This is a genomic window from Mycobacterium malmoense (genome assembly GCF_019645855.1).
Classification (GTDB): Bacteria; Actinomycetota; Actinomycetes; order Mycobacteriales; family Mycobacteriaceae; genus Mycobacterium; species Mycobacterium malmoense.
In genome coordinates, this window is sequence record NZ_CP080999.1 from 4,975,953 (window position 1) to 5,000,491 (window position 24,539).

Genomic DNA, 24,539 nt, shown 5'->3' on the forward strand with positions numbered 1-24,539 from the left:
TCGGCCGCAATGCGCTCGACTAGGGTGGATGCCCGACGCAATTGACCTCCCACCACCTACCCCTCGCGAAGGAGCCGGCACGGTGCAATTCGACGTGACCATCGAAATTCCGAAAGGCCAGCGGAACAAGTACGAGGTCGACCACGAGACGGGTCAGATCCGCCTGGACCGCTACCTCTACACCTCGATGGCCTATCCCACCGACTACGGCTTCATCGAGGACACCCTCGGTGAGGACGGTGACCCGCTGGATGCGATGGTGCTGCTGCCCGAGCCGCTGTTCCCCGGTGTGGTCGTGGAGGCCCGTCCGGTGGGGATGTTCCGGATGGTCGACGAGCACGGCGGCGACGACAAGGTGCTGTGCGTGCCGGCCGGCGACCACCGGTGGGACCAGATCCAGGACATCGGGGACGTTCCGTCGTTCGAGCTGGACGTCATCAAGCATTTCTTCTCGCAGTACAAGGCTCTGGAGCCGGGCAAGTTCGTCAAGGCCGCCGACTGGGTCGGCCGCGCCGAAGCCGAGGCGGAGGTGCAGCGCTCGGTGGAACGGTTCAAGGCCGCCGAGCACTGAGGCTTTCGGCGTGACGCGCAGCCCGGTGGCATCCTGGCGATGTGACCCCGATGCTGCATTTCGCCGCGAATTTCTGGTGGCTCATCTTCCCGCTGGGAGGAGCGATCGGCGGGGGCCTCAGGGCGGTCGCCGCCGCCAGCGAGCGGCGGGCCGACCGGCGGCTGGAACGGTATCGGCTGAAGCAGCAAGCGAAAATCGCCGCGGCCGAGGCCTCCGGGCGGGCGCGCAACAACCAGGACGCCTATCGCCGAGAGCTCGCCAAACTCATTGCGGCGCATGACCGTACCGACGCCCGGTGGCTGGACTACGAAGTCGACGTCGCCAAATTGCTGAACTTCCCGATGATGACCGACATGCGGGACCCGCTGACCGTCGCGTTCCACAAGGCCAAGCAACGCGCGGACCTGTTGCGGCCGGAACGGCCCCAGGACGCGAAGGCCCTCGTCGGCGATCGGGCGGCGCAGCGGGAATACCGCGACGCCGTCCACGAGTACGTCAGCGCATTCGAGATCGCCGAGACCGAGGCGATTCGCCGCCGCCGCAGTGACTTCTCGGCGGACGAACAGCAACGGCTGGCGCGCGCCCAGAACCTGCTGCACCTGGCGCAGGACGAGGCGGCCACGCGGGAGGAACGACAGCACGCCTACGCGCGGGCGAACAAGGAACTCGACGGGCTTATCGTGCTGCCGGCCCCGTCGCGGGCCAGCATCGAACGGCGCATCGCCGGCCAGATCGAGGCCTAGTCCGTTACGGGCCCGTTACGGCGGCGGCCCTGGCATTGCGCCGGTTGCGCAGCACGCTCCAGCCCAACGCCGCCCCGATGAAGACGACGCCCACCGACGCCGTGATGACCTCGGGGATCTGGAATCGCGGCTCGACCGACAGCAGCATGATCACGGCCAGCACCCCGATCGCCCAGTGCGCGCCGTGTTCGAGGTAGACGTAACGGTCCAGCGCTTCCTGCTGCACCAGGTAGATGGTGATCGACCGGACGAACATCGAGCCCACCAGTCCCAGACCCAGCGCGATGACGATGGGATCCGAGGTGATCGCGAAGGCGCCGGTGACCCCGTCGAACGAGAATGCGGCGTCGAGAACCTCGAGATAGAGGAACAGGGTCAGGCCGGTCCTGCCGACCGCCGCGCCGGCCGTGGCGGCCTCGACGCCGGCCGGCCGGAACGCCCGGCTCAAACCGTTGACGACCAGGTACGTCACCAGGCCCAGCAGCCCGGCCGTCAACACCGTCGCGCGCTCGTCGCCGGAGTGCGTCAACCGCGTGCCGACGAGCACCAGCGCGACACCGGTCACCACCACCGACACCTGGCCGAGCCGCCCGATGCGGGCGAATGGGACCTCAATCCACTTGAGCCACTTGATATCCCGGTCGTGGAAGACGAAATCCAGAAACAGCATCAACAGGAACGTCCCGCCGAACGCCGCGATCTGCGGGTGGGCGCAGGTGATCAGCTTTTCGTAGCTGGGCGAGCCGTCCGGGAATTCCAGCGCGCCGTGGGGCGGCGGATGCAGCGCCAACTCCATCGCGCGAACCGGGTCGATGCCCGCGGTCGCCCAGACGATGAGCAACGGAAAGGCCAGCCGCACGCCGAACACCGCGATGAGGATCCCGATCGTCAGGAACATCTGCCGCCAAAACGGGCTCATCCGCTGCAGGATCGCCGCGTTGATGATGGCGTTGTCGAACGACAGCGACACCTCGAGGACAGCCAGCACCACCAGCAAAAAGAGGGCATTGAGCCCCCCGTGGGCGTATCCGGCCGCAAGAGCCGCCGCGGTAGACAACAGCGAGATGCCGAAGACGCGTAAGGCGGCCATGGATCCTTCCTGACAGCCGCCCACACTAGCGAAGCGCCTCGCCAGCGCGGGCCATCGGTGCCGGCGCACTTAGTATTTACAGATTGTGGCGATGCTGGCGGTACATCGGGGCAGCCGACCGAGAGTCCTGTCCCGGTGACCGAAGTCGGGGCCTCTAGGGGGCCGGTCGCGCGGGGCAGCGTGGCCCGGGTCGGCACCGCGACCGCGCTGACCGCGCTGTGCGGCTACGCGGTGATCTATCTGGCCGCTCGTGACCTTGCGCCGAGCGGCTTTTCGGTGTTCGGGGTGTTCTGGGGGGCGTTCGGCCTGGTCACCGGCGCCGCCAACGGCCTGCTGCAAGAGGCGACCCGGGAGGTTCGCTCCGCGGGCTACGTCAGCGACTCCGAGGCCGTGCCGGCCAGGCGTGCGCATCCGCCGCGGGTCGCCGCGATGGTCGGCGTGGCGGCGGCCGTCGCGATCGCCGGTAGCTCGCCGGTGTGGAGCGGCCGGGTGTTCGTCGAGGCGCGCTGGCTGTCGGTGGGACTGCTCAGCGTCGGGCTCGCCGGGTTTTGCCTGCACGCCACCCTGCTGGGCATGCTGGCAGGCACCAATCAGTGGACCCAGTACGGGGCGCTGATGGTGACCGACGCCGTCATCCGAGTGGCGGTCGCCGCGGCCACCGTCGTCCTCGGGTGGGGCCTGACCGGCTTCTTGTGGGCGACCGTGACGGGCGCGGTGGCCTGGCTGATCATGCTGGCGACCTCGCCGACCACGCGCGCGGCGGCCCGCCTGCTGACACCGGGCGGCACCGCGACCTTTTTGCGGGGCGCCGCCCATTCCATCACCGCGGCCGGTGCCAGCGCGATCCTGGTGATGGGGTTTCCCGTGTTGCTGAAGCTGACCAGCGACGAGCTGGGGGCGCAGGGCGGCGTGATCATCCTGGCCGTGACGTTGACCCGCGCGCCGCTGCTGGTCCCGCTGACCGCCATGCAGGGCAATCTCATCGCTCATTTTGTCGACGAGCGCAGCGACCGACTTCGGGCGCTGATCAACCCGGCGGCGATCGTTTGCGGCATCGGCGCGGTCGGGGTGCTGGCGGCGGGCGTGCTGGGCCCGTGGTTGCTGCGGGTCGCCTTCGGGCCGCAGTACCAGGCCAACGGCGCGCTGCTGGCCTGGCTGACGGCGGCCGCCGTGGCGATCGCCGCGCTGACCCTGACCGGTGCCGCCGCGGTGGCCGCCGCGCTGCACCGGGCGTACGCGCTGGGATGGGTCGGTGCGACGGTGGCGTCGGGGCTGTTGCTGTTGCTGCCGCTGCCGCTGCAGACCCGCACCGTGGTCGGCTTGTTGTGCGGCCCGTTGGTGGGAATCGGCGTCCATCTGGTGGCGCTGGCGCGTGCCGGGCGCCTAACGGGCTGATGCTGGTTAACCTTGTGGGCACACATGGGCTTGAAAATGGAACCTGAAACGCATCACCCCGGCGTCTGGATCGTCATTCCCGCCTTCAACGAAGCCGCCGTCATCGGCGAGGTGATCGCCGACGTGCGCTCGGCATTCGACCACGTCGTCTGCGTCGACGACGGCAGCACCGACGGCACCGGCGAGATCGCCCGGCGGGCCGGGGCCCACCTGGTGCGTCATCCCATCAACCTGGGCCAGGGCGCGGCCATCCAGACCGGTGTCGAGTACGCCCGCAAGCAGCCCGGCGCACAGGTTTTCGCCACGTTCGACGCCGACGGCCAGCACCGCGTCAAGGACCTGGCCGCGATGATCGGCCGGCTCTGCGCCGGTGACGTCGACGTCGTCATCGGAACCCGGTTCGGCGGTCAGGACGGCGGCCGCCCGCCGTTTCTGAAGCGGGTCGTGTTGCGGACGGCCGCGCGGCTGAGCCCGCGCGGCCGCCGACTTGGCTTGACCGACACCAACAATGGGCTGCGGGTGTTCAACAAGAAGGTCGCCGACGGGCTGGACATCACCATGAGCGGCATGAGTCACGCCAACGAGTTCGTCGCGTTGATCGCCGAAAACCATTGGCGCGTCGCCGAAGTGCCGGTCGAGGTGCTCTACACCGAGTATTCGAAGTCGAAGGGGCAGCCCCTGCTCAACGGCGTCAACATCGTCTTCGACGGGTTCCTGCGAGGGAGGACATCATGAACTGGATCCAGGTGCTGCTGATCTCCTCGATCGTCGCGCTGCTGGTGTATCTGCTGCGGTCGCGGCGCAGCTCACGTTCCAAGGCCTGGGTCAAGGTCGGCTACATCCTGTTCGTGCTGGCCGGCATCTATGCCGTGCTGCGGCCGGACGACACGACGGTGGTCGCGCACTGGTTCGGGGTGCGCCGCGGCACCGACCTGATGCTCTACGCGCTGATCATGGCGTTCAGCTTCACGACGCTAAGCACCTACATGCGGTTCAAGGACCTGGAGTTGCGCTACGCGCGACTCGCCCGGGCCGTGGCTTTGGAGGGCGCACAGCCACCCGAGCGGGCGTCGAACGTGTAGCCATTGCGAAAAAACCGCCGGAATCTCGCAGTGGGTGCACGCTCGGCGCAGGGGTCAGCCGGCGTGCGACCGCCGGAAGTAGTCCACCGTCCGGCGCACACCCTCGTCCAGCCCGACTCGCGGCCGCCAGCCCAACACCCTTGCGGCCAAGCCGATGTCAAGGCAGGACCGCCTGAGGTCGCCGAGGCGAGGCGGATGGAACTCCGGGTCGTCGGGCCCCCCGACCGCGGCGGCCACCGCCGAATGCAGTTGGCGGTCCGAGGTTTCGATTCCGGTGCCGACGTTGAAGCGCTGCCCGCCGCCCGCGTCCCCGGAGGCCTTGACGAAGGCGTCCACCACGTCGTCGACGAACACGTAGTCACGGGTGTTGGTGCCGTCGCCGAACACCTTGGTGGGCTTGCCCTCCAAAAGCGCCAGGGCGAAGATCGCCACCACGCCCGCCTCGCCGTGCGGGTCCTGGCGCGGGCCATACACGTTGGCCGGCGCGATGTGCGAGCAGTCCAGGCCGTACAGGTGGCGGAAGGTATTCAGGTAGATCTCGCCGGCCACCTTGCCCGCGGCGTAGGGCGAAGCGGGATCGGTCGGGTCGTCCTCACTGGTCGGGTACCGCGGCGGGGTGCCGTAGATGGAACCGCCCGACGAGGTGTGCACGATTTTGCGCACGCCCGTCCGGCGTGCGGCCTCGGCCAGGCGCACCGTGCCGACGACGTTGACCGAGGCGTCGAATTGCGGGTCGGCCACCGAGCGCCGCACGTCGATCTGCGCCGCCAGGTGGAACACCACCTGCGGCCGGTGCTCGTCGAGGATCGCGCGCAGGTCCGCGGTCACGATGTCCGCCTCGACGAAGACGTGCGCGGGATTGCCGGCCAGGTGCTCGAGGTTGGTCGCGCGGCCGGTCGCGAAGTTGTCCAGGCCCACCACCGCGTGACCGTCGGCCAGCAGGCGGTCGACTAGCGTCGACCCGATGAATCCGGCTGCCCCGGTGACCAGTGCGCGCACCGGCCCACCATACAGAGTGGGGGCGGCCGCCGCGGCGCTGATCATCGCGCAGCTGGCGATCCGCGCGGCGCTGGCGTTCGGCGGCTACTTCTATTGGGACGACCTGATTCTCGTCGGGAAGGCCGGCACCGAGGGGCTGCTGTCGCCGGCGTACCTGTTCGACGACCACGACGGCCACGTGATGCCGGCCGCCTTCCTGCTCGCCGGCGCCATCACCCGCCTGGCGCCGCTGGACTGGACCGGGCCGGCGATCAGCCTGCTGGTGCTGCAGCTGCTGGCCTCGCTGGCTTTGCTGCGCGCGCTGCACGTCATCCTCGGCTGGCGGTGGGCGCTGCTGATCCCGTTGACGTTCGCCCTGTTTACCCCGCTGGCCGTGCCGGGCTTCGCGTGGTGGGCGGCGGCGCTGAACTCGCTGCCCATGCTGGCGGCGCTGGCCTGGGTGTGCGCCGACGCGATCCTGCTGGTCTGCACCGGCGACCGGCGCTACGCGGCGACCGGCGCGCTGGTCTACCTCGGCGGGCTGCTGTTCTTCGAGAAGGCCGCGGTGATCCCGTTCGTCGCCTTCGCGGTGGCCGCGCTTCTATGCAACGTGCAAGCGGTCCACGTTCGGGGTGACGGGTCGGCGTTGCGGACGGTGTGGCGGGCCGGCCTGCGGCTATGGATCGCGTCGGGGGCGTTGACCGCCGGCTGGGTGGCGCTGTACCTGGCCGTCGTCAATCAAAGGCGGTGGAGTTTCGACCTGGCGATGACGTGGGACCTGCTGTGGCGGTCGATCACCCACGGCATCGTGCCGGGGTTGGCCGGCGGGCCGTGGCACTGGGACCGTTGGGCGCCGGCCTCGCCGTGGGCCACGCCCCCGGCGTCGGTGATGGCGCTCGGCTGGCTGGTGCTGGCCGGGGTGCTCGCGCTGTCGCTGATCCGCAAGCGACGCGTCGGGCCGGTGTGGCTGACCGCGGCCGGGTACGCCGTCGCCTGCCAGGTGCCGATCTATCTGATGCGGTCGTCGAAGCAGACCGCCCTGGAACTCGCCCAGACCCTGCGGTATCTGCCGGACCTCGTCGTGGTGCTGGCGTTGCTGGCCGCTGTCGCGCTGTGCGCCCCGAACCGGCCGGCCGCGCCGCGTTGGCTGGACGCCTCGCCGAAACGCGCCGTGGTGACGGCGGGTCTGGCGGTGGCGTTCGTGGCCAGCAGCCTGTACTCGACGGCGACGTTTCTGACCAGCTGGCGCGACAGCCCCACCCGGCCCTACCTGGTCAACGCCCGCGCCGGCCTGGCCGCCGCGCACGCGGCCTCGAAGGCGCCGCTGCTGGATCAGGAGGTCGACCCGCTGGTGCTGCAACGGGTGGCCTACCCGGAGAACCTGGCCAGCCACATGTTCGCCCTGCTGCGGGACAGGCCCGAATTCGCCGCGGCGACAACCCAATTGCGGATGCTCGACAGCTCGGGAAGGCTGATCGACGCGAGGGTGACCTGGATCCGGACCATCGCGCCGGGGCCCACGCCGCGGTGCGGCTATTTCGCGCAACCGGATAGGCCGGCGCGGCTGATCCTGGACGGGCCGCTGCTGCCCGCCGACTGGACTGTCGAACTCAATTACCTCGCCAACAGCGAGGGTTCGATGACGCTGTCGCTGACGCAGGGGCCCGACGTCAAGGTTCCGGTGCATCCGGGACTCAACCGGGTCTTTGCCCGGCTGCCGGGCGCCGGCGACGCGATCACCGTTAGGGCCAACACCACCGCGCTTGCCCTGTGCCTCGCGTCGGGGCCGGTGGGGTTTTTGGCGCCGGCCTAGCGCGGCGGGAAGTTAGGGCCTCCTAGACAAACTTAAAAGCACACCCCCAGAAGGGGTGCTCAGCAAGGCCAGCGTGTGGTATAGATCACACTTTGATGCTAATCCGAACGTCCTTTTTTGACACGTTCTCACGACGTAGAAAGTTCCTTTCCACCCGTATCAAGTTCACCGAGCGGCTCATGACGAGCTAGGAGCTGCAGAAACTCCCGATTGATGAACAAGCGGTCGCGGCCGATCTTCACCGTTTGCAGGAGCCCGGCCTCGGTGAGCGCGGTCAGCCAGGACGTCGCGGTCGGTCGTGACACGTCGCAGCGCTCCATCACGGTGGCTATCCGGCAGTACGGCTGCTCGAAAAGCACGGACTGGAACTCAGCGTCCGCACCCCCCCGGGATGCCGCCCGTGCTCGCTGGTTGAAGTCGTCTTGCAACCTACGGATCGCGGCGATTTTGCGCAGTGTGTAACGCGACGTCACTTCGATCCCGGCCAGCACATACAGCACCCACTCTTCCCAAGCCGATTCAGCAGTGACCGCCAGAAGCAGACGGTAGTAGTCGTTTTTCGAGTCGATGATGTATCGCGATAGATAGAGCACGGGCAGCCCAAGGAGGCCGGCATACATAAGCATCAGGACGTTGAGGATCCGGCCGGTGCGCCCGTTGCCATCGGAGAATGGATGTATCGCCTCGAACTGATAGTGGGCTGCAGCCATCCTCACCAGTGGGTCGAGACCATCATCTGCATGGATGAATCGCTCCCACTCACTGAGCTTTTCGTTGATGACATCGCGCCCTTCAGGGGGGCTGTAGATCACCTCATTGGTTCCGGGCCGACCGATCCTGGTGCCGGGCAGCGCGCGCACCTTCATCTCACGTCCCTTGATGATGCTGCATATTGCTGATGCAGTCGCCGTCGTAAGTCCGCGCTCGAGGGTGCGGTCGAATCCAACGCGCAGCGCGGTGCGATACCGGAGAGTCTCGCGCGTGGCGGGATCAGCACCGGCTTCATCCTCGAGATGGCGAAACAACTCGTCGGTGGTTGTGACGATGTTTTCGATCTCCGAACTGGCTTGCGCCTCCAGAATTGGGATCGCGTTGATGAGAACGGTGGGATTCGGGATCGAGGCGACTGCTTGGTCAAGTTGTGCGAGCGCAGCGTTAGCGCCGATTGCGGCCTTGAGAACCCGTCGTGTCTCGAGGTCGTCCGCGCTCGGCGGAGCGGGCAAGTCGTTGTACGGCCGCTCCGGATCCCAGGCGCTCACACCGCACACGATGGCAGGACCACCGCTGATATGTAAAGTTCTTTCGAAAAATTTTACATATTTATCGGACGTGTCAACACACTTTGCATATGCGGCACACGCTGGATCAAGTGGAGCCGCCTGGGGGAATCGAACCCCCGACCTATTCATTACGAGTGAATCGCTCTACCGACTGAGCTAAGGCGGCACACCCGCACGCCGGGCGGCACGAGTCTACGGCAGGCGGGCGGACTCACCCAAGTTCCTGGCCGATGGTGGCAACCATGGCGTCAACGGCGAACTTGGGTTTGACGTTGATCGCCAGCGCTTCTCGGCACTCCAGGACCGCCTCGATGCAGCGCAGCAGCCGCTCGGGCGGGGCATGGGCGGCCAACGCGGCCACCCGATCGGCCATATCGGGATGATTGGCCCGAACTCCCCCGGCTCCCGAAGTAGCCCCAGCCGACACCACCAGCGCATCCCGGAAGTAGGTCGCCAGGTCGATCAGGGCCCGGTCGAGAGCGTCGCGCGACGCCCGCGTCTGACGGGACTTCTGCCGTCGCTCGAGGTCCTTGATCGCGCCCGTGACCCCGCGCAGGGCGCCCGCCGTGCCCTTGCCGGTGCCGCCGGCCCCGAGCGCCGTGCGCAGCTCTTCCGTCTCGGCCTCGGCGCGGTCGGCAGTCAGGACGACGGCCTCGGCCTCGGCAGCGGCGACCAGCTCCTCGGCGGCGGCGTAGGCCCGCGACGGGGTCGCGGCGTCGCGCACCAGCCCCAGCGCCCGCTCGCGGCGCTGCCGGGCCTCGGGGTCGGTGGCCAGCCGGCGCGCCCGCCCGACGTGACCGCCGCTGACCGACGCCGCCCAGTTCGCCGTGTCGACCGCCAGGCCGTCGCTTTCGAGCAGCACGCGCGCGATCGCCTCGGTCGACGGCGTCACCAGCGCGACGTGCCGGCACCGCGACCGCAGCGTGACCGCGATGTCCTCGGGATCCACCGACGGCGCGCACAGCAAAAACACCGTCGACGGCGGCGGTTCCTCCACCACCTTCAGCAGCGCGTTCGCCGCACCCTCGGTCAACCGATCGGCGTCTTCGATCACCACGATCTGCCGGTGTCCGGTGGTCGGGCGGCGCGACGCGATCTGCACGATGGCCCGCATCTCGTCCACTCCGATGGACAGGCCCTCGGGAATCACCCGGCGCACGTCGGCGTGGGTGCCGGCCATCGTCGTCGTGCAGGCCCGGCAGCGGCCGCACCCCGGCTCCCCGTCGGAAGTGCACTGCAGCGCGGCCGCGAAGCACAAGGCCGCGACCGAGCGCCCCGAACCCGGCGGGCCGGTGATGAGCCACGCGTGTGTCATAGTCCCGTCGCCGGCCCCGCTGTGAGCCGAATCACCGCGGGCCACCCGGGCGGCGGCGAGCAGCTCGGTCACCACCGCCTCTTGGCCCACCAGCCGCGTAAACACCCCGGACATCACCGGCAACAGTAACGACACCGGCCGACGGATACCGATCGGCCGCCGTATCGCGACAATTCCGTGACATTTCCTGGCGTTTTGGCGGCCCTGGGCGACTTGCCGAGATGCTCATAGTTTTCCGCCAAGTCCGCGCTGCCCGATACGGTGGATTGGTGGCAACCGCGGCAGCATTGCCCGGGCGGATCAGCGCATTCGTCCGGTGGGTCGTGCGCACGCCGTGGCCACTGTTCTCGCTGAGCATGCTGCAGGCCGACATCATCGGCGGCCTTTTCGTGCTGGGCTTCCTGCGCTACGGCCTGCCGCCCCAGGACCGCATCCAGCTGCAGGACCTGCCGCCGGTCAACCTGGCCATCTTCATCAGCGTCGTGGTCAGCCTGTTCATCGCCGGGATCGTGTTCAACCTCAAACTGCTGCTGCCGGTCTTCCGGTGGCAGCGCCGCGACAATCTGCTCGCCGAGGCCGATCCGGCCGCCACCGAAGTGGCCCGGAGCCGCGCGCTGCGCATGCCCTACTACCGCGCGCTCACCAGCATGGTGGCCTGGTGCATCGGCGGTGTGGTGTTCATCTTCGCGAGCTGGTCGGTGGCCAAGTACACGGCGCCCGTCGTGGGGGTCGCGACGGCGCTGGGCGCGGCCGCGACGGCGATCATCGGTTACCTGCAGTCCGAGCGGGTGCTGCGGCCGGTGGCCGTCGCCGCCCTGCGCAGCGGTGTGCCGGAGAACGTCAAGGCGCCCGGCGTCATCCTGCGGCAGATGCTGAGCTGGATGCTGTCCACCGCCGTGCCGCTGCTGGCGATCGTGCTGGCCGTGGTGGCCGACAAGGCTTCCCTGCTGCATGCCACACCCGAGAAGTTGTTCAATCCCATCTTGCTGCTGGCATTGACGGCGTTGGGCGTCGGGCTGGTGAGCACCCTGCTGGTGGCCATGTCGATCGCCGACCCGCTGCGTCAGCTGCGCTGGGCGCTGTCCGAGGTCCAGCGCGGAAATTACAACGCGCACATGCAGATCTACGACGCCAGCGAGCTGGGCCTGCTGCAGGCCGGCTTCAACGACATGGTGCGCGACCTGTCCGAGCGGCAGCGGCTGCGTGACCTGTTCGGTCGCTATGTCGGCGAGGACGTGGCCCGGCGGGCCCTGGAGCGCGGCACCGAGTTGGGCGGGCAGGAGCGCGACGTGGCCGTGCTGTTCGTGGACCTGGTCGGCTCCACCCAGCTGGCCGCGACGCGACCGCCCGCCGAGGTGGTCCACCTGCTCAACGAGTTCTTCCGGGTGGTGGTGGACACCGTCGGGAAGCACGGCGGGTTCGTCAACAAGTTTCAGGGCGACGCGGCGCTGGCGATCTTCGGCGCACCGATCGAACACCCCGACGCGTCCGGCGGGGCGCTTGCCGCCGCCCGCGAGCTGCACGACGAGCTCCTCCCGGTGATCGGTTCCGCGGAGTTCGGGATCGGCGTGTCGGCCGGCAGGGCCATCGCCGGCCACATCGGCGCGCAGGCCCGCTTCGAGTACACGGTGATCGGCGACCCGGTCAACGAGGCCGCCCGGCTCACCGAGCTGGCCAAACTCGAGGCCGGCCACGTGCTCGCGTCGGCGATTGCGGTCAGCGGCGCGCTGGACGCCGAAGCGTTGTGCTGGGACGTCGGCGAGGTCGTCGAGCTGCGCGGACGGACGGCGCCCACTCAGCTGGCCCGGCCGGTGAATCTGGCCACCCCTGAAGGGGTTGCCAGCGAACAGGTTTCCAGCGAAATGAGCGGCTAGCCGCCACGCTTGGCGGCGGCCTTCCTGGCCGGAGCCTTGCGAGAGGTCTTCTTCGCGGACCGCTTCACCGGACCCCGCGCTCGCCGGTCGGCCAGCAGTTCGGCGGCGCGCTCGTCGGTAATCGACATCACGTCGTCGCCCTTGCGCAGGCTGGCGTTGGTCTCGCCGTCGGTGACGTACGGCCCGAATCGGCCGTCCTTGATGACCATCGGCTTGCCCGACGCCGGATCGGTCCCCAACTCCCGCAGCGGCGGCGTCGAGGCGCTTTGCCTGCCACGGCGTTTGGGCTCGGCGTAGATCTTCAGCGCTTCGTCGAGGGTGATGTCGAACATCTGATCCTCGGTCGCCAGGGAACGAGAATCGTTGCCGCGCTTCAGGTATGGGCCATAGCGCCCGTTCTGCGCGGTGATCTCCTCGCCCGACGCGGGGTCCACGCCGACGACCCGCGGCAGCGACAGCAGCCTCAGCGCGTCCTCGAGCGTGACGGTTTGCAGGTCCATGCTCCGCAGCAGCGAACCGGTCCTGGGTTTGGGACCGGTGTCTTTTTTGCCCTTCTTGACGGGTTCGGCGTTCTCGTCGGCCGGCGGCTCCGGCAGGATCTCGGTCACATACGGCCCGTACCGGCCGTCTTTGGCGACGATCTCGTGACCCGTTGCCGGATCCACCCCCAAGACGCGTCCCTCTTGCGGTGTGGCGAAGAGCTTCTCGGCCACCTCCAGCGTCAGCTCGTCCGGGGTCAGCGAGTCGTTGAGGTTGGCTCGCTGCGGCGTGGGCTCGCCATCGTCGCCCGCCACCACGCGTTCCAGGTAGGGCCCGTTCTTGCCCACCCGGACATAGACGGGGCGGCCCTGCTCGTCGTCAAACACCTTGATGGAGTTGACCTCTCGCGCGTCAATGCCTTCGAGGTTGACGCCGACGAGCTTCTTCAGGCCACCGGAGCGGGCCACCGAGTCGGGCACGCCGTGGTCGCCGCCGAAGTAAAAGTTGTTGAGCCAGTTGGTGCGTTGCTCGTTGCCCGATGCGATCGCGTCCAGCTCGTCTTCCATCGCCGCGGTGAAGCCGTAGTCGACGAGCCGGCCGAAATGCTGCTCCAGCAGCCCGGTGACGGCGAACGCGACCCACGACGGCACCAGGGCGCTGCCCTTCTTGTACACGTAGCCGCGGTCCTGGATGGTCTTGATGATCGACGAGTACGTCGACGGGCGGCCGATGCCCAGCTCCTCGAGCGCCTTGACCAGCGAGGCCTCGGTGTAGCGCGCCGGTGGGTTGGTGGCGTGGCCGTCGGGGGTGAGCTCGAGGGCCGCCAACCGCTGGCCCTCGGTCAGGTGCGGCAGCCGGCTCTCGGCGTCGTCGGCCTCGCCGCCGGCCAGCTCGTCCACGGTTTCCACGTAGGCCTTGAGGAACCCGGCGAACGTGATGGTGCGCCCGCTGGCGGAGAACACGACCTGCCGATCCCCCGACCTGCCGCCGATCCGCAGGCTCAGCGTGGTGCCGCGCGCGTCGGCCATCTGCGAGGCCACGGTGCGCTGCCAGATCAGCTCGTAGAGGCGGAATTCGTCACCGTCGAGTTCGCGGCGCACCGCGTCCGGGGTGGCGAACGCCTCGCCGGCGGGCCGGATCGCCTCGTGCGCCTCCTGGGCGTTCTTCACCTTGCGGGTGTACTGGCGCGGCGACGGCGAGACGTACTCCTCGCCGTAAAGCTGACGCGCCTGGGTGCGCGCGGCGTTGATCGCCGACTCCGACAGCGTCGTGGAGTCGGTGCGCATATAAGTGATGTAGCCGTTCTCGTAGAGCCGCTGGGCGATGCTCATCGTGCGCTCGGAGGAGAACCGCAGCTTGCGGCCGGCCTCCTGTTGCAGCGTCGACGTCATGAACGGCGCGTACGGACGCCGGGTGTAGGGCTTTTCCTCGACCGAGGCCACGGACAGCTGCGCGCCCTGCAGTCCCGTCGCCAGCTCGGTCACGCTCGCCTCGTCGAGGATGACCACCTCGTCCGCTTTGCGCAGCTGACCCAGCGAGTCGAAATCACGGCCGGTGGCGACCCGCAGGCCATCCACGCTGGTCAGCCGGGCGGTGAAGGTGGGCGGCTGGGCCTGCGGGTCCGACACGCTGGCGTCCAGCTGGGCGACGATGTCCCAGTACGCCGCGCTGCGAAACGCCATGCGGTCGCGTTCGCGCTGCACGATGATCCGGGTGGCCACCGACTGGACCCGGCCCGCCGACAGCTTGGGCGCGACCTTCTTCCACAACACCGGGCTGACCTCGTAGCCATACAGCCGGTCCAGGATGCGCCGGGTCTCCTGCGCGTCGACCAGGTCGATGTCCAGGTCGCGGGGGTGCTCGGCCGCCTCGAGGATCGCCGGCCTGGTGATCTCGTGGAAGACCATCCGCTTGACCGGGATGTTGGGCTTGAGGGTTTCCAGCAGGTGCCAGGCGATCGCTTCGCCCTCGCGGTCACCATCGGTGGCCAGATAGAGCTCGTCGACATCTTTGAGCAGACCCTTGAGTTCGCTGACGGTGCTCTTCTTGTCGGGGCTGATGATGTAGAGCGGCTCGAAGTCATGGTCGACGTTGACCCCGAGCCTGGCCCACGGCTCCGACTTGTACTTCGCGGGCACGTCGGCCGCGGCGCGGGGCAGGTCGCGGATGTGGCCCCGCGACGACTCGACGATGTACCTGGAGCCCAGGTAGCCGGCCAGTTTGCGCGCCTTGGTCGGCGACTCGACGATGACGAGTCGCCGACGGGTCCCATTTCCGCCGCTGCTCGGGCTTCTGGGGTCCTTTAGCTTTGGGTCAGCCAACTGCGCTTACGCTCCATCTCTTATCCCGGCCCCACCGCGGGACCGCCCTGGAAGGAAGAATGACAGGCCAACGTCTGAAATTCCGGTGAAATCAGGTACGCCAGCGTTCCTTCGCTTTCGGGCAACTGACAATTTCGCACCCTTGGGTGGGCCTGCGCAAACCGGCCAATCACAATACGGGCCCTAGCGAACCGCTAGGCCCTGGGCCACAGCGGCAACGCTTCGGCGCCGTCCGGCGGTTCCCCCACGTTCTCTACCAGGCGCGACAGCCTGCGACGGCCGCTGATCCGAAGCGCCGGCCGGCCGCCCCGGGTGCCGATCAACGTGGGCGCGATCCCGACCCTCATGAGGGCCGACGCCAGCGGGGAATGGGTGTCGGGCGCGTGGGGATCCAGGCCCAGTAGATAGTGGTCGCCCTCCGGGTGACCGGCCGCCAGGGTCCATGCCCGCAGCTCGCGCGGCCCGGGCAGCCACCGCGGGGGCACCGTCTTGACCGCGCCGCGGGTCCATTCGACGGCGAGGTTGACCAACGAGGGGGTCACCGCCGTCCGCACCAGGGGGGTGTCCTCGTCGGTGCGGCCGATCTCGGGCACCAGGCCTGCCTCGCGGATCATCTCCGCCAGCGCCGACGCGCGCCAGAGGCGATCCACGACCACCGACAGCCGCGCACCCTGAAGCTCCGCGGCGCCGACCACGACGATCTGACCGGAGGCCGCCAGCACCCCGGAAAGATCGGCGACCGCGGGCGGCACCGACTCCGCTGTGAAGAAGGAAAGCTGGCCCACGCCACCGACAGTAGGCCAGGTTCGCGGCTCGAGGCGTCCGGCGCGGGGGTGTCGGCCGCGGCAATGACCCGCCGCAAATGAGAACCCCCCGCCCGGACCGCTGGGTGAAGCGGGCGACGCGGGGGGTTTCTGGGTTTTCAGGGGGTTTCTGGGGTTTTCTGGGGTTTTAGTGGCGAATCTGCTCTTCTCTTAGAGCGAGCGGACTCCGGTGGCCTGGGGGCCCTTAGGGCTGTGGCCGATCTCGAACTCGACCTTCTGGTTTTCTTCAAGGGTGCGGAAGCCCGAACCCTGGATCTCCGTGTAGTGGACAAAAACATCCGCGGAACCGTCCTCGGGGGCAATGAATCCGAACCCCTTCTCCGCGTTGAACCACTTCACAGTTCCCTGTGGCATCTCTCGATCTTTCCTTTTCTTCTGGGTGCGGGGCATCGCGTTTCGATGCCCCGGGCCGCGTACGACCGCCATACCTCGCAGAGTCGCCGGAACTTCACCCGACCGATAACCTCGCAGGAACCGCGGCCGCAACGTTGTTCCTGCGAAAGTTTGACACGAACACAGAAGCTGCGACCGCAATCAGTCAACCATGTTCGTCGCGCTGGCGACAGCCTTGCGTCTTAGACGGATCCTTAGTCGGATTCTTGGAGGGTGTGAGTGGCGAGTTTCGGCAGCGACCTGCTGGCCACCGCGCTCGCCGGTGCGGCCGTGGGCGAGCATCCGCTGCGCCACGTCGCCGAGCTGCCGGCGCGCAGCGGCCGGCCGGCCAGCTGGCCGGAGTGGGCCGAGCCCGACGTGGTTCGCGCGTTCGCCGACCGCGGCATCGACCGACCGTGGGCACATCAGGCCGCGGCCGCGGAGCTGGCCCACGCCGGCCGTCACGTGGTGGTCAGCACCGGCACGGCCTCGGGCAAGTCGCTGGCCTATCAACTTCCCGTCCTCAACGCGCTGGCGACGGACCCGCGGGCCCGGGTGCTGTACCTGTCGCCGACCAAGGCGCTCGGTCACGACCAGTTGCGCGCCGCGCACGCGCTGACGGCGGCGATTCCGCGGCTGCGTGACGTCGCGCCCACCGCCTACGACGGCGATAGCCCCGCCGAGGTGCGCCGGTTCGCCCGCGAACGCTCCCGGTGGTTGTTTTCCAATCCCGACATGATCCATCTGTCGATATTGCGCAACCACGCCCGCTGGGCCGCGTTGTTGCGCGGCCTTCGGTTCGTGGTTGTCGACGAATGTCATTACTACCGTGGTGTTTTCGGCTCGAACGTGGCGATGGTGCTGCGGCGGCTGTTGCGGCTGTGCGAGCGCTACTCGGCTGGCCCCACCGTCATCTTCGCCAGCGCGACGACGGACTCGCCGGGCGCGACGGCCACCGAACTCATCGGGCTCCCGGTCGAGGAGGTTACCGAAGACGGCGCACCGCAGGGCGCGCGGACGGTGGCGTTGTGGGAGCCCGCGCTGCGGGCCGACGTGACCGGCGAGAACGGCGCGCCGGTGCGCCGCTCCGCCGGCGCCGAGGCGGCGCGCGTGATGGCCGACCTGATCGCCGAGGGAGCGCAGACCCTGACGTTCGTCCGGTCGCGTCGCGCCGCGGAACTGACCGCCCTGGGCGCGCAGGCGCGGCTGGACGACATCGCCCCGGAGCTGTCGGGCACGGTGGCGTCGTATCGGGCCGGGTATCTCGCCGAAGACCGCACCGCGCTGGAGCGCGCCCTGGCCGAGGGCCGGCTGCGCGGCCTGGCCACCACCAATGCCCTGGAGTTGGGCGTCGACATCGCCGGGCTGGACGCGGTGGTGCTCGCCGGTTTCCCCGGAACGGTCGCCTCGTTCTGGCAGCAGGCCGGCCGGTCGGGCCGGCGCGGGCAGGGCGCGCTGGTCGTGCTGATCGCCCGCGACGATCCGCTGGACACGTATCTGGTCCACAACCCCGCCGCGCTGCTGGACAAGCCCGTCGAGCGGGTGGTGATCGATCCGGCCAACCCCCACCTTCTGGGTCCCCAACTGCTGTGTGCCGCAACCGAGCTGCCGCTCGACGAGGCCGAGCTGCGGGATTTCGCCGGCACCGACGTCGCCGAGGGTCTGGTCGACGAGTTGGTTGAGAAAGGGCTGCTGCGGCGCCGTGGCGGCAAGTACTTTCCGGCGCCCGGCATACAACCGCACGGCGCGGTGGACATTCGGGGCGCGGCGGGCGGCCAGGTCGTCATCGTGGAGGCGGGCACCGGGCGGCTGCTGGGCAGCGCCGGGGTCGATCAGGCCCCCGCCTCGGTCCACCCGGGGGCCGTGTACCTGCATCAGGGCGATACTTATGTCGTCGACTCGCTGGACATCGAGGACGGGATCGCGTTCGTCCACGCCGAGGATCCCGGCTACGCGACGTTCGCGCGCGAACTCACCGACATCGCCGTCACCGGCACCGGTGAACGCCGCGGGTTCGGTCCCGTCACCCTGGGCCTGGTGCCGGTCAAGGTCACCCACCGCGTGGTGGGTTACCTGCGCCGCCGGCTTTCCGGGGAGGTGATCGACTTCGTCGAGCTGGACATGCCGGAACGCGTGCTGCCCACCACCGCGGTCATGTACACCGTCACCCCGGATGCTTTGTCGCACAATGCTATTGATGCGCAGCGCGTCCCCGGGTCGTTACACGCCGCCGAACATGCGGCCATTGGCCTGCTGCCCCTGGTGGCCAGCTGCGACCGCGGCGACATCGGCGGCATGTCCACCGCGGTCGGTCCCGACGGGCTGCCCAGCGTCTTCGTCTACGACGGCTACCCGGGTGGGGCGGGCTTCGCCGAACGCGGCTTCCGCCGGGCCCGCACCTGGCTGGGCGCGACGGCCGCGGCCATCGAGGCGTGCGAATGCCCGAGCGGATGCCCGTCCTGTGTGCAGTCCCCCAAGTGCGGCAACGGCAACGACCCATTGGACAAGGCGGGGGCCGTGCGGGTGCTGCGGCTGGTGCTCGCGGAATTGGGCGACGAATCGCCCAGATAGGCCGTTGCACCCGCCCCCGGCGCGGCCTGACCTTACCGGCGCGTGAACGAGGGGCCTCGCGCCCCGTAAAATCGGCTGCATGGCCCACGACTGGCTGCTCGTGGAGACGCTGGGGGGCGAGCCCGCCGTGGTGGCGCAGGGGAGGCAACTCAAAAACCTCGTTCCGATCACGACGTTCCTGCGCCGCAGTCCCCATCTCGCCGCGGTCCGTACCGCGATCGCCGAGACGGTGCAGACCGGCCAGAGCCTGACCAGCATCACCACCAAGCGCGACCGAGTTATCCGCACCGAACCGGTGGTGATGTCCGACGGCCGTGTCCACGGTGTGCACGTGTGGACCGGCCCGGCCGACGCCGAGCCGTCGGAGCGGCCGGCCCCCGGTCCGCTGAAGTGGGACCTGACCTTTGGCGTGGCCACCGACACCCGGGAGTCGCTGGCCAACAGCGGGAAGAATCCCGACGTCGAGGTCACCTTCGGCAGGGCCTTCGCCGAAGACCTCCCGTCGCGCAAACTCAATCCGAACGAGACCAAGGTGCTTGCCATGGCGGTCAGGGCCAAGCCTGACCAAACTATTTGCAGCACATGGGATCTGACCGATTGGCGGGGCGATCCCATCCGGATAGGTTTCGTCGCGCGTACCGCTTTGGAGCCGGGCGCGGACGGCCGCGACCACCTGGTCGCGCGGGCGATGAACTGGCGCGCGGAACTGAAGGGCCCGCCGGTGTCGACGGACGACCTGGCGCAGCGGATCCTGCACGGGCTGGCACAGGCCGGGGTTCACCGGGCGCTGGTCGACCTCACGAGTTGGACCCTGCTGAAATGGCTCGATGAGCCCTGCACCTTCTACGACTGGCGGGGCGGTGAGACCCACAGGCCCACGGTTCATCCCGAAGACGAGCGCCTGATGTCCTCCATGACAAAGGAATTCGCCAACGGCGCCACCAGCCGGGTGCTGCGAATGCGGGGCCGCGACGTGGATTGGGTGCCGGTGCATGTCACGGTCAACAGGGTGGAACTCGAGCCGGACACCTTCGCCGGACTGGTGTCGCTGCGATTGCCGACCGATGACGAACTCGCCGCCGCGGGCCTGCCGAAATCCCCGGCCGATACGGCCTAACCGCCCGCGCCTACCGGCCCCGCGCGCGCCGCGGCCCGCGCCGCGCCGGCGACGGCGACGGCCACCCGGACGGTGACGACGACATCGAGATCGTCCACCTCACACCGGGCGTCGTCGACCCGCATCGCGCGGGCCACGGCCGTCGCGCCGGCGCAGGCCGCCCCCGCTCCGGACGGGAGCCGGGTGGCGGCGGCCAACGCGGCCAGGTCGGCCGCGGCCTGGGCGCGGTGGCGCGCCACCACCACCGAGCCGACGTAGGCGCCGGCGCCGGTGACGCACAGCAGCACCACGACCATCGTGGCCGCGACCACGGTGGTCGAGCCGCGGTCATCCCGGCTCGGCCACCGAGACCGCTTTGGCCGCAATATCCAACGTGGGCAGCAGTTTTGAGCGTGCGACCACCGTGGCCACCAGGAAGTCGCCGTCCCGATGCACCTGGATCCGTGCCCCCGCGGGCGCGATGCGCCGAGCGGCGTCGACCGCCGAACGCTCGTCGCCCCGCGCGGCCAGTCGGGCGGCCTCGCGGGCGGCGTCGACGCAGCGCACCTGCATCGACACCGCGGTGACACCGGCCAGGCACAACACCAGCACGACGACCAGCGCGGCGATCGCCAGCGCCGCCTCGACGGTGCTGGCACCCGCACAGCCGGCTAAACCTTGGTGTTGAGCGCGCGACCGATGATCTTGGTCAGCGCCGACACGATGGAATCGCCGGTGACGACGGTGTAAAGGATCGCTCCGAAGGCGGCCGCCGCGATCGTGCCGATGGCGTACTCGACCGTGGACATGCCCGACTCGTCGGTCGCCAACACGGCCACGCGCGCCAGGAATGTGCGGAACAGGTTGATCATCAGTGCTTTCCCTTCGTTTCATAGCAGGCCTGACTGCAGGACATCACGGGCCAACCCGGCGACCACCGGAACGATGCCCAGGCATACGAACGCCGGCAAAAAGCACAGTCCGAGCGGTCCGGCGATCAGAACCCCGGCCCGCTCGGCGGCCGCGGTGGCCGCGTGTGCGGCGTCGTGACGGGATTGGCCGGCCAATTCGGCGACGCCGCCGGCCAACGCCGCGCCCGAACACGCCGAGCGCCGTGCCAATCGCAGCAGCGCGTCGATCTGCGGGTCGACCGCGCTGGCCGGCCGATCCGGCGAAATCGACCATGCGACAGCGGGATCGGCGCCCAGCGCCAGCAGATCGGCGGCGCGGCGCAACACCCGGGCCAGCTTCGGGGGCGCGGACGGGGCGACCGCCGCCGCGGCCGTCGACACCGCCATGCCCGCTTCCAGGCACACGGCCAGCACGTCGAGGCTGGACGCGACCGCCAGCGGATCCGGCCCGGGTCTTCGTAGCGGCCCCCGGCGCAGCCGACGCGCCCGGGTCGGTATCCCGGCGCGCGCCCGCACCACCGACGGGCCGGGGCCGATCCACAATGCCGCGGCCAACAACACCGCCGCTGTGCTCATGCCTCGAGCCGATCGGTGAGGCGGTCCGACCACAACAGCCCGGCGCAGGCCAGCGTCGATCCGACAACCAAGAGCCATCCGCCCGCGTGCCCGCCCAGCAAGAAACTCAGCGGTCGGGCCCCGATCAGCTGGCCCAGCAGCACGCCGAGGATCGGCAGGCCCGCCAGTATCGCCGCGCTGGCGCGCGCCCCGGCCAGGCTCGATGACACCCGCGCCGAAAACCGTTGCCGCTCAGCAATGTCACGCTGCGCGGCCCGCATCAGGGTGGCTATCGCCAGCCCGTGGTCGCTGGCCAGCCGCCAGCACACCGCAAGCCGATCCCAGTGCGCGGGTAGGGCCGACGATCCCGCCGCGGCGCTCAGGCCGGACGTGACGTCGGCACCCAACCTGGCCCGCGCCGCGACGGCGCGCAACGACGCGGCAACCGCGCCAACGGTTTCATCGGCGGCGACGCCAAACGCGCGCACCGGATGAGAGCCCACTCGCAACTCGCCGACCAGCACGTCGAGCGCGGTTTCCAACGTTCGACCCTCCCGCATCGCGCGCCGGATCCGACGGCGGTGACGGTAACGCAGGGCCGCGGTCGCGCCCACCACCGCGATGGCGAGGACCGTCGTCAGCGGCGACAGCACCGCCGCGGCCACGACGGCGCACCCGGCGATGCAGCCGGCCCCGCCCGCCGGAACCGTGACCCGCCGGCGGGCGCGAGCCGCCGGCATGAGCCGGCGCCGCGGCGACGACGGAAACACCACCAACGCAAGCGATAACGCCGAGGCGGCAACCGTAATGCCGGTCATGCCGACATCCGGCTTCGCAGCAAGCGTTGCAGATCGTCCGCGTCGTCGGTCATCCCGTGGTCCGCCCGCCACACCGTGACGGCCCGGACCTCTCCCTCGATTCGGCGCAGCACGGCGATCTCGGCCAGCCGGCGCCGGCCGGTTCGATCCCGCGCGACGTGCAGCAGCACCTGAACCGCCGCGGCGAGCTGACTGTGCAGCGCGGCCCGATCGAGACCGCCCAGCGCACCCAACGCCTCCAGCCGGGCGGGAACCTCGCCAGGACTGTTGGCGTGCACCGTGCCCGCGCCGCCGTCGTGACCGGTGTTCAGCGCCGCCAGCAGGTCGACCACTTCGGCGCCCCTGACCTCGCCGACCACGATGCGGTCGGGCCGCATCCGCAAGGCCTGCCGGACGAGTTGGCGCACCGGAACCTCGCCGACGCCTTCGATGTTGGCGCACCGCGCGACCAGCTTGACCAGATGCGGATGCCGGGGCGCCAGCTCGGCGGCGTCCTCGACGCACACGATCCGTTCCGTGGGCGGCACGGCGCCCAGCATCGCGGCCAGCAAGGTGGTTTTCCCGGCCCCGGTGCCCCCGCACACCAGGAAGGCCAACCGGGCGGCGATGACGTCGGAAACCAGTGCGGCGGCCCGGGGATCGATCGCGCCGGCCGCGATCAGCGCCGCCAGATCCTGAGTGGCCGGCCGCAATATCCGCAGCGAGATGCAGGTGCCCCCGGCCGCCACCGGCGGCAACACCGCGTGCAGCCGCACCGCGAACCCGCCGGCGCCCACGCCGGTCAGCTGGCCGTCCACCCACGGCTGCGCGTCGTCGAGACGCCGGCCGGCGGCCAACGCCAGCCGCTGCGCCAGCCGCCGCACCGCCGCTTCGTCGGCAAAGCGAATTCTGCTGCGCCGCAACCCTTTTCCGTCGTCAACCCACACCGCATCGGGTGCGGTGACCAAGACGTCGGTGGTGCCGTCCGCGCACAGCAACGGTTCGAGGATGCCGGCGCCGGTCAGTTCGGTCTGGAGCACCCGAAGATTGGCGAGGACCTCGGTATCGCCGAGCACCCCGCCGGACTCGGCCCGGATCGCGGCGGCCACCACTCCGGGCTCTAGAGGGGGCCCCAAAGGCGACCCCAGCGGGGCGGATTCGGAGGCCAACCGCTCGCGCACCCGTTCAATCAGCGAGCCGCTCACGCCGCCCTCCCGTTCCGCACCGACCCCGCACGCGGCAGCACGGCAAGCACCCGCCGAGCCGCCACCGCGAGCGCGGATCGCCGTCCCAACCGCAGGCCACCGCGTTCCAACTGCTCGGCCAGCTGCGGTTGGGCTTTCACCGACGCCAGCAGCGGCAGGCCGGTGATGTCGGCGACCTCGGCCGCCCGCAATCCCCCCGGCGACGGACCCCGCACGACCAGCCCGAGGTTGGGATTGATCGCGGCCAGCACCGAAGCCATCGCCGCGGTCGCCGCGCACGCCCGCACGTCGCACCGGCTGACCACGACGACGAGATCGGCGGCATCCAGCGCGGCTTGCGTCGCATCGGTGAGGCGACGGGGCAGGTCGCAGACGACGGCGACTCCCCCACGGCGCCCGGCATCGACTACGGCGTCGACCGGCGCGCCGCCCACTTCGTAGCCGCGCCGGGTGCCGGACAGCAGGCTGATTCCGCGGTGCCGCGGCAGCGCCTCGCGCACGGCAGGCCAGTTGAGCCGTCCGCCCTGCAGCGCCAAGTCGGGCCAACGCAGGCCCGGTGTGTTCTCGCCGCCCACCAGCAGATCGATGCCGCCGCCCCACGGGTCGAGGTCCACCAAGAGCGCGTCGGCGGCGCCCTGCGCGAGGGCGACCGCGAGCGTGGATGCGCCGGCCCCGCCACAGCCTCCGATGACGGCGACGACCGCGCCACGCGGCCCGTCGTCGCGCGCCGATTCACTGGCTTCGCCGAGCTCGCGGATCAATTCATTCTCTTGCTCGGGCAGCCGCAGGACACGTTGAGCGCCGACCGCGACGGCCGCCGCCCAGGTCCCCGTCGCGGGTTCGCCGGCGCTCAGCACGCTGACGTGCGCGCGCTGCGGCATCCCCGCCTGCCCACATCGATCCGCCGCCGCCTCGTCCAGCACCACCGCCGCGGCCGCCGACCAGGTCTTGCGGCTCACCGGGGATGCGCCGCCGGCGCGGACCACCCGAAGGCCGACGGCCGCGGCCACCCGGTCCAACTCGTCGCGCAATTCGGGATCGGTCAACACCGCCAACACGCCCGAGGAACCCGCCGCCGCGGTGCCGGTGGTGCTAGTCACCCACCCACCTTGCGGGCCGCCGACGATGGGACACCAGTCCCAAAGCCGGATTTGTGGATAGAGACGCGAGTGTGCACAAACGGGACGGCCGGCGTCGACTCAGCGCACGAATGACACGTCTCCCGCAACGCGCGGCGGGTGGGCGAAAGGCCTTGCCGCGGGAGAG

22 protein-coding genes, 1 tRNA gene and 1 pseudogene are annotated in these 24,539 nt (G+C 69.7%); 9 read left to right on the forward strand and 15 right to left on the reverse strand.

What is annotated here, in order from left to right; genetic code table 11:
• Positions 1-82 precede the first annotated feature (82 nt).
• On the forward strand, positions 83-571 hold the full coding sequence (locus K3U93_RS23000; protein ID WP_083010167.1) for an inorganic diphosphatase: 489 nt from the start codon (positions 83-85) through the stop codon (positions 569-571).
• A 50-nt stretch (positions 572-621) separates the two neighbouring features.
• Positions 622-1,314: a hypothetical protein gene (locus K3U93_RS23005; RefSeq protein WP_083010235.1), complete on the forward strand. Its 693-nt coding sequence runs from the start codon at positions 622-624 to the stop codon at positions 1,312-1,314.
• A gap of 4 nt (positions 1,315-1,318) precedes the next feature.
• Here K3U93_RS23005 and K3U93_RS23010 read toward each other — a convergent pair whose 3' ends face one another.
• On the reverse strand, positions 1,319-2,404 hold the full coding sequence (locus K3U93_RS23010) for a DUF475 domain-containing protein (RefSeq protein WP_083010166.1): 1,086 nt from the start codon (positions 2,402-2,404) through the stop codon (positions 1,319-1,321).
• A 135-nt stretch (positions 2,405-2,539) separates the two neighbouring features.
• On the opposite strand from K3U93_RS23010, the gene K3U93_RS23015 reads away from it, so the two are divergent.
• From K3U93_RS23015 to K3U93_RS23025, 3 genes are read left to right on the forward strand one after another with little or no spacing between them, the layout of a single operon-like run.
• Positions 2,540-3,799 carry a hypothetical protein gene (locus K3U93_RS23015; protein ID WP_083010165.1) on the forward strand — a complete coding sequence of 420 codons (1,260 nt, stop codon included), beginning with the start codon at positions 2,540-2,542 and terminating at the stop codon, positions 3,797-3,799.
• Between the two features lie 24 nt (positions 3,800-3,823).
• The gene (gene ppgS, locus K3U93_RS23020; RefSeq protein ID WP_220688563.1) at positions 3,824-4,534 is read left to right on the forward strand and encodes a polyprenyl-phospho-N-acetylgalactosaminyl synthase PpgS; all 711 of its coding nucleotides are present in this window, start codon (positions 3,824-3,826) and stop codon (positions 4,532-4,534) included.
• A complete protein-coding gene (locus tag K3U93_RS23025; RefSeq protein ID WP_083010234.1) occupies positions 4,531-4,881 on the forward strand; it encodes a DUF2304 domain-containing protein in 351 nt (116 codons plus the stop codon). Before ppgS ends, K3U93_RS23025 begins: the two co-directional genes overlap by 4 nt.
• 54 nt (positions 4,882-4,935) lie before the next feature.
• Here K3U93_RS23025 and K3U93_RS23030 read toward each other — a convergent pair whose 3' ends face one another.
• Positions 4,936-5,880 (reverse strand): NAD-dependent epimerase/dehydratase family protein, encoded by a 945-nt coding sequence (locus K3U93_RS23030; protein ID WP_083010164.1) that lies wholly within the window; start codon positions 5,878-5,880, stop codon positions 4,936-4,938.
• Here K3U93_RS23030 and K3U93_RS23035 point away from each other — a divergent pair.
• On the forward strand, positions 5,846-7,672 hold the full coding sequence (locus tag K3U93_RS23035) for a hypothetical protein (protein WP_230981534.1): 1,827 nt from the start codon (positions 5,846-5,848) through the stop codon (positions 7,670-7,672). The genes K3U93_RS23030 and K3U93_RS23035 overlap by 35 nt on opposite strands.
• Positions 7,673-7,800: 128 nt before the next feature.
• Here the strand turns inward: K3U93_RS23035 and K3U93_RS23040 are convergent, their stop codons facing one another.
• The 3 genes from K3U93_RS23040 to K3U93_RS23050 all read right to left on the reverse strand — a co-directional run bounded on the left by K3U93_RS23040 (position 7,801) and on the right by K3U93_RS23050 (position 10,381).
• Positions 7,801-8,931 carry a Fic family protein gene (locus K3U93_RS23040; RefSeq protein WP_230981535.1) on the reverse strand — a complete coding sequence of 377 codons (1,131 nt, stop codon included), beginning with the start codon at positions 8,929-8,931 and terminating at the stop codon, positions 7,801-7,803.
• A 111-nt stretch (positions 8,932-9,042) separates the two neighbouring features.
• A tRNA-Thr gene (locus tag K3U93_RS23045) sits at positions 9,043-9,118 on the reverse strand.
• Between the two features lie 45 nt (positions 9,119-9,163).
• Positions 9,164-10,381, reverse strand: coding sequence for a DNA polymerase III subunit delta' (locus tag K3U93_RS23050; RefSeq protein ID WP_083010232.1), 1,218 nt, complete (start codon positions 10,379-10,381; stop codon positions 9,164-9,166).
• A 107-nt stretch (positions 10,382-10,488) separates the two neighbouring features.
• Between K3U93_RS23050 and K3U93_RS23055 the strand changes: the two genes are divergently transcribed.
• On the forward strand, positions 10,489-12,141 hold the full coding sequence (locus K3U93_RS23055) for an adenylate/guanylate cyclase domain-containing protein (protein WP_139796859.1): 1,653 nt from the start codon (positions 10,489-10,491) through the stop codon (positions 12,139-12,141).
• On the opposite strand, the gene topA is transcribed toward K3U93_RS23055, so the two are convergent.
• The 3 genes from topA to cspA all read right to left on the reverse strand — a co-directional run bounded on the left by topA (position 12,138) and on the right by cspA (position 16,120).
• Complete coding sequence (gene topA / locus K3U93_RS23060; RefSeq protein ID WP_083010162.1) at positions 12,138-14,942, reverse strand: type I DNA topoisomerase; 2,805 nt, start codon at positions 14,940-14,942, stop codon at positions 12,138-12,140. The two genes, K3U93_RS23055 and topA, sit on opposite strands and share 4 nt — an antisense overlap.
• A 194-nt stretch (positions 14,943-15,136) precedes the next feature.
• Positions 15,137-15,727 (reverse strand): hypothetical protein, encoded by a 591-nt coding sequence (locus K3U93_RS23065; protein WP_071513034.1) that lies wholly within the window; start codon positions 15,725-15,727, stop codon positions 15,137-15,139.
• Positions 15,728-15,916: 189 nt separating this feature from the next.
• Entirely contained in the window at positions 15,917-16,120 is a 204-nt protein-coding gene (gene cspA / locus K3U93_RS23070) for a cold shock protein CspA (RefSeq protein WP_007772268.1), read from the reverse strand.
• A gap of 258 nt (positions 16,121-16,378) precedes the next feature.
• Here cspA and K3U93_RS23075 point away from each other — a divergent pair, with 258 nt between their 5' ends.
• Entirely contained in the window at positions 16,379-18,709 is a 2,331-nt protein-coding gene (locus K3U93_RS23075; protein ID WP_083010161.1) for a DEAD/DEAH box helicase, read from the forward strand.
• A 79-nt stretch (positions 18,710-18,788) separates the two neighbouring features.
• Positions 18,789-19,826, forward strand: coding sequence for a PAS domain-containing protein (locus K3U93_RS23080; protein WP_083010160.1), 1,038 nt, complete (start codon positions 18,789-18,791; stop codon positions 19,824-19,826).
• On the opposite strand, the gene K3U93_RS23085 is transcribed toward K3U93_RS23080, so the two are convergent.
• The 7 genes and pseudogenes from K3U93_RS23085 to ssd form a co-directional block, all read right to left on the reverse strand.
• Positions 19,823-20,122: an Rv3654c family TadE-like protein gene (locus K3U93_RS23085; RefSeq protein WP_338156894.1), complete on the reverse strand. Its 300-nt coding sequence runs from the start codon at positions 20,120-20,122 to the stop codon at positions 19,823-19,825. The genes K3U93_RS23080 and K3U93_RS23085 overlap by 4 nt on opposite strands.
• Positions 20,095-20,441: pseudogene (locus K3U93_RS23090) on the reverse strand (TadE family type IV pilus minor pilin); the annotation flags it as partial. The gene K3U93_RS23085 and the pseudogene K3U93_RS23090, both read right to left, overlap by 28 nt.
• Positions 20,442-20,476: 35 nt before the next feature.
• Positions 20,477-20,677, reverse strand: a complete 201-nt coding sequence (locus K3U93_RS23095) for a DUF4244 domain-containing protein (protein WP_071513029.1) — start codon at positions 20,675-20,677, stop codon at positions 20,477-20,479.
• Positions 20,678-20,695: 18 nt separating this feature from the next.
• Positions 20,696-21,292, reverse strand: a complete 597-nt coding sequence (locus K3U93_RS23100) for a type II secretion system F family protein (protein ID WP_139796858.1) — start codon at positions 21,290-21,292, stop codon at positions 20,696-20,698.
• The gene (locus K3U93_RS23105; protein ID WP_071513028.1) at positions 21,289-22,089 is read right to left on the reverse strand and encodes a type II secretion system F family protein; all 801 of its coding nucleotides are present in this window, start codon (positions 22,087-22,089) and stop codon (positions 21,289-21,291) included. Before K3U93_RS23105 ends, K3U93_RS23100 begins: the two co-directional genes overlap by 4 nt.
• Entirely contained in the window at positions 22,086-23,273 is a 1,188-nt protein-coding gene (locus tag K3U93_RS23110) for a TadA family conjugal transfer-associated ATPase (protein WP_083010158.1), read from the reverse strand. Before K3U93_RS23110 ends, K3U93_RS23105 begins: the two co-directional genes overlap by 4 nt.
• Positions 23,270-24,322, reverse strand: a complete 1,053-nt coding sequence (gene ssd, locus K3U93_RS23115) for a septum site-determining protein Ssd (RefSeq protein ID WP_083010229.1) — start codon at positions 24,320-24,322, stop codon at positions 23,270-23,272. Before ssd ends, K3U93_RS23110 begins: the two co-directional genes overlap by 4 nt.
• Positions 24,323-24,539 lie beyond the last annotated feature (217 nt).

Coding starts and splice junctions, on each gene's coding strand:
- K3U93_RS23100 (WP_139796858.1), bottom strand. CDS start 21,292: ATGAGCACAGCGGCGGTGTTGTTGGCCGCGGCATTGTGGATCGGCCCC.
- K3U93_RS23085 (WP_338156894.1), bottom strand. CDS start 20,122: ATGGTCGTGGTGCTGCTGTGCGTCACCGGCGCCGGCGCCTACGTCGGC.
- K3U93_RS23025 (WP_083010234.1), top strand. CDS start 4,531: ATGAACTGGATCCAGGTGCTGCTGATCTCCTCGATCGTCGCGCTGCTG.
- K3U93_RS23050 (WP_083010232.1), bottom strand. CDS start 10,381: ATGTCCGGGGTGTTTACGCGGCTGGTGGGCCAAGAGGCGGTGGTGACC.
- K3U93_RS23095 (WP_071513029.1), bottom strand. CDS start 20,677: ATGATCAACCTGTTCCGCACATTCCTGGCGCGCGTGGCCGTGTTGGCG.
- K3U93_RS23005 (WP_083010235.1), top strand. CDS start 622: ATGCTGCATTTCGCCGCGAATTTCTGGTGGCTCATCTTCCCGCTGGGA.
- K3U93_RS23035 (WP_230981534.1), top strand. CDS start 5,846: ATGAATCCGGCTGCCCCGGTGACCAGTGCGCGCACCGGCCCACCATAC.
- ppgS (WP_220688563.1), top strand. CDS start 3,824: ATGGGCTTGAAAATGGAACCTGAAACGCATCACCCCGGCGTCTGGATC.
- cspA (WP_007772268.1), bottom strand. CDS start 16,120: ATGCCACAGGGAACTGTGAAGTGGTTCAACGCGGAGAAGGGGTTCGGA.
- K3U93_RS23105 (WP_071513028.1), bottom strand. CDS start 22,089: ATGACCGGCATTACGGTTGCCGCCTCGGCGTTATCGCTTGCGTTGGTG.
- K3U93_RS23055 (WP_139796859.1), top strand. CDS start 10,489: ATGCTCATAGTTTTCCGCCAAGTCCGCGCTGCCCGATACGGTGGATTG.
- K3U93_RS23010 (WP_083010166.1), bottom strand. CDS start 2,404: ATGGCCGCCTTACGCGTCTTCGGCATCTCGCTGTTGTCTACCGCGGCG.
- K3U93_RS23080 (WP_083010160.1), top strand. CDS start 18,789: ATGGCCCACGACTGGCTGCTCGTGGAGACGCTGGGGGGCGAGCCCGCC.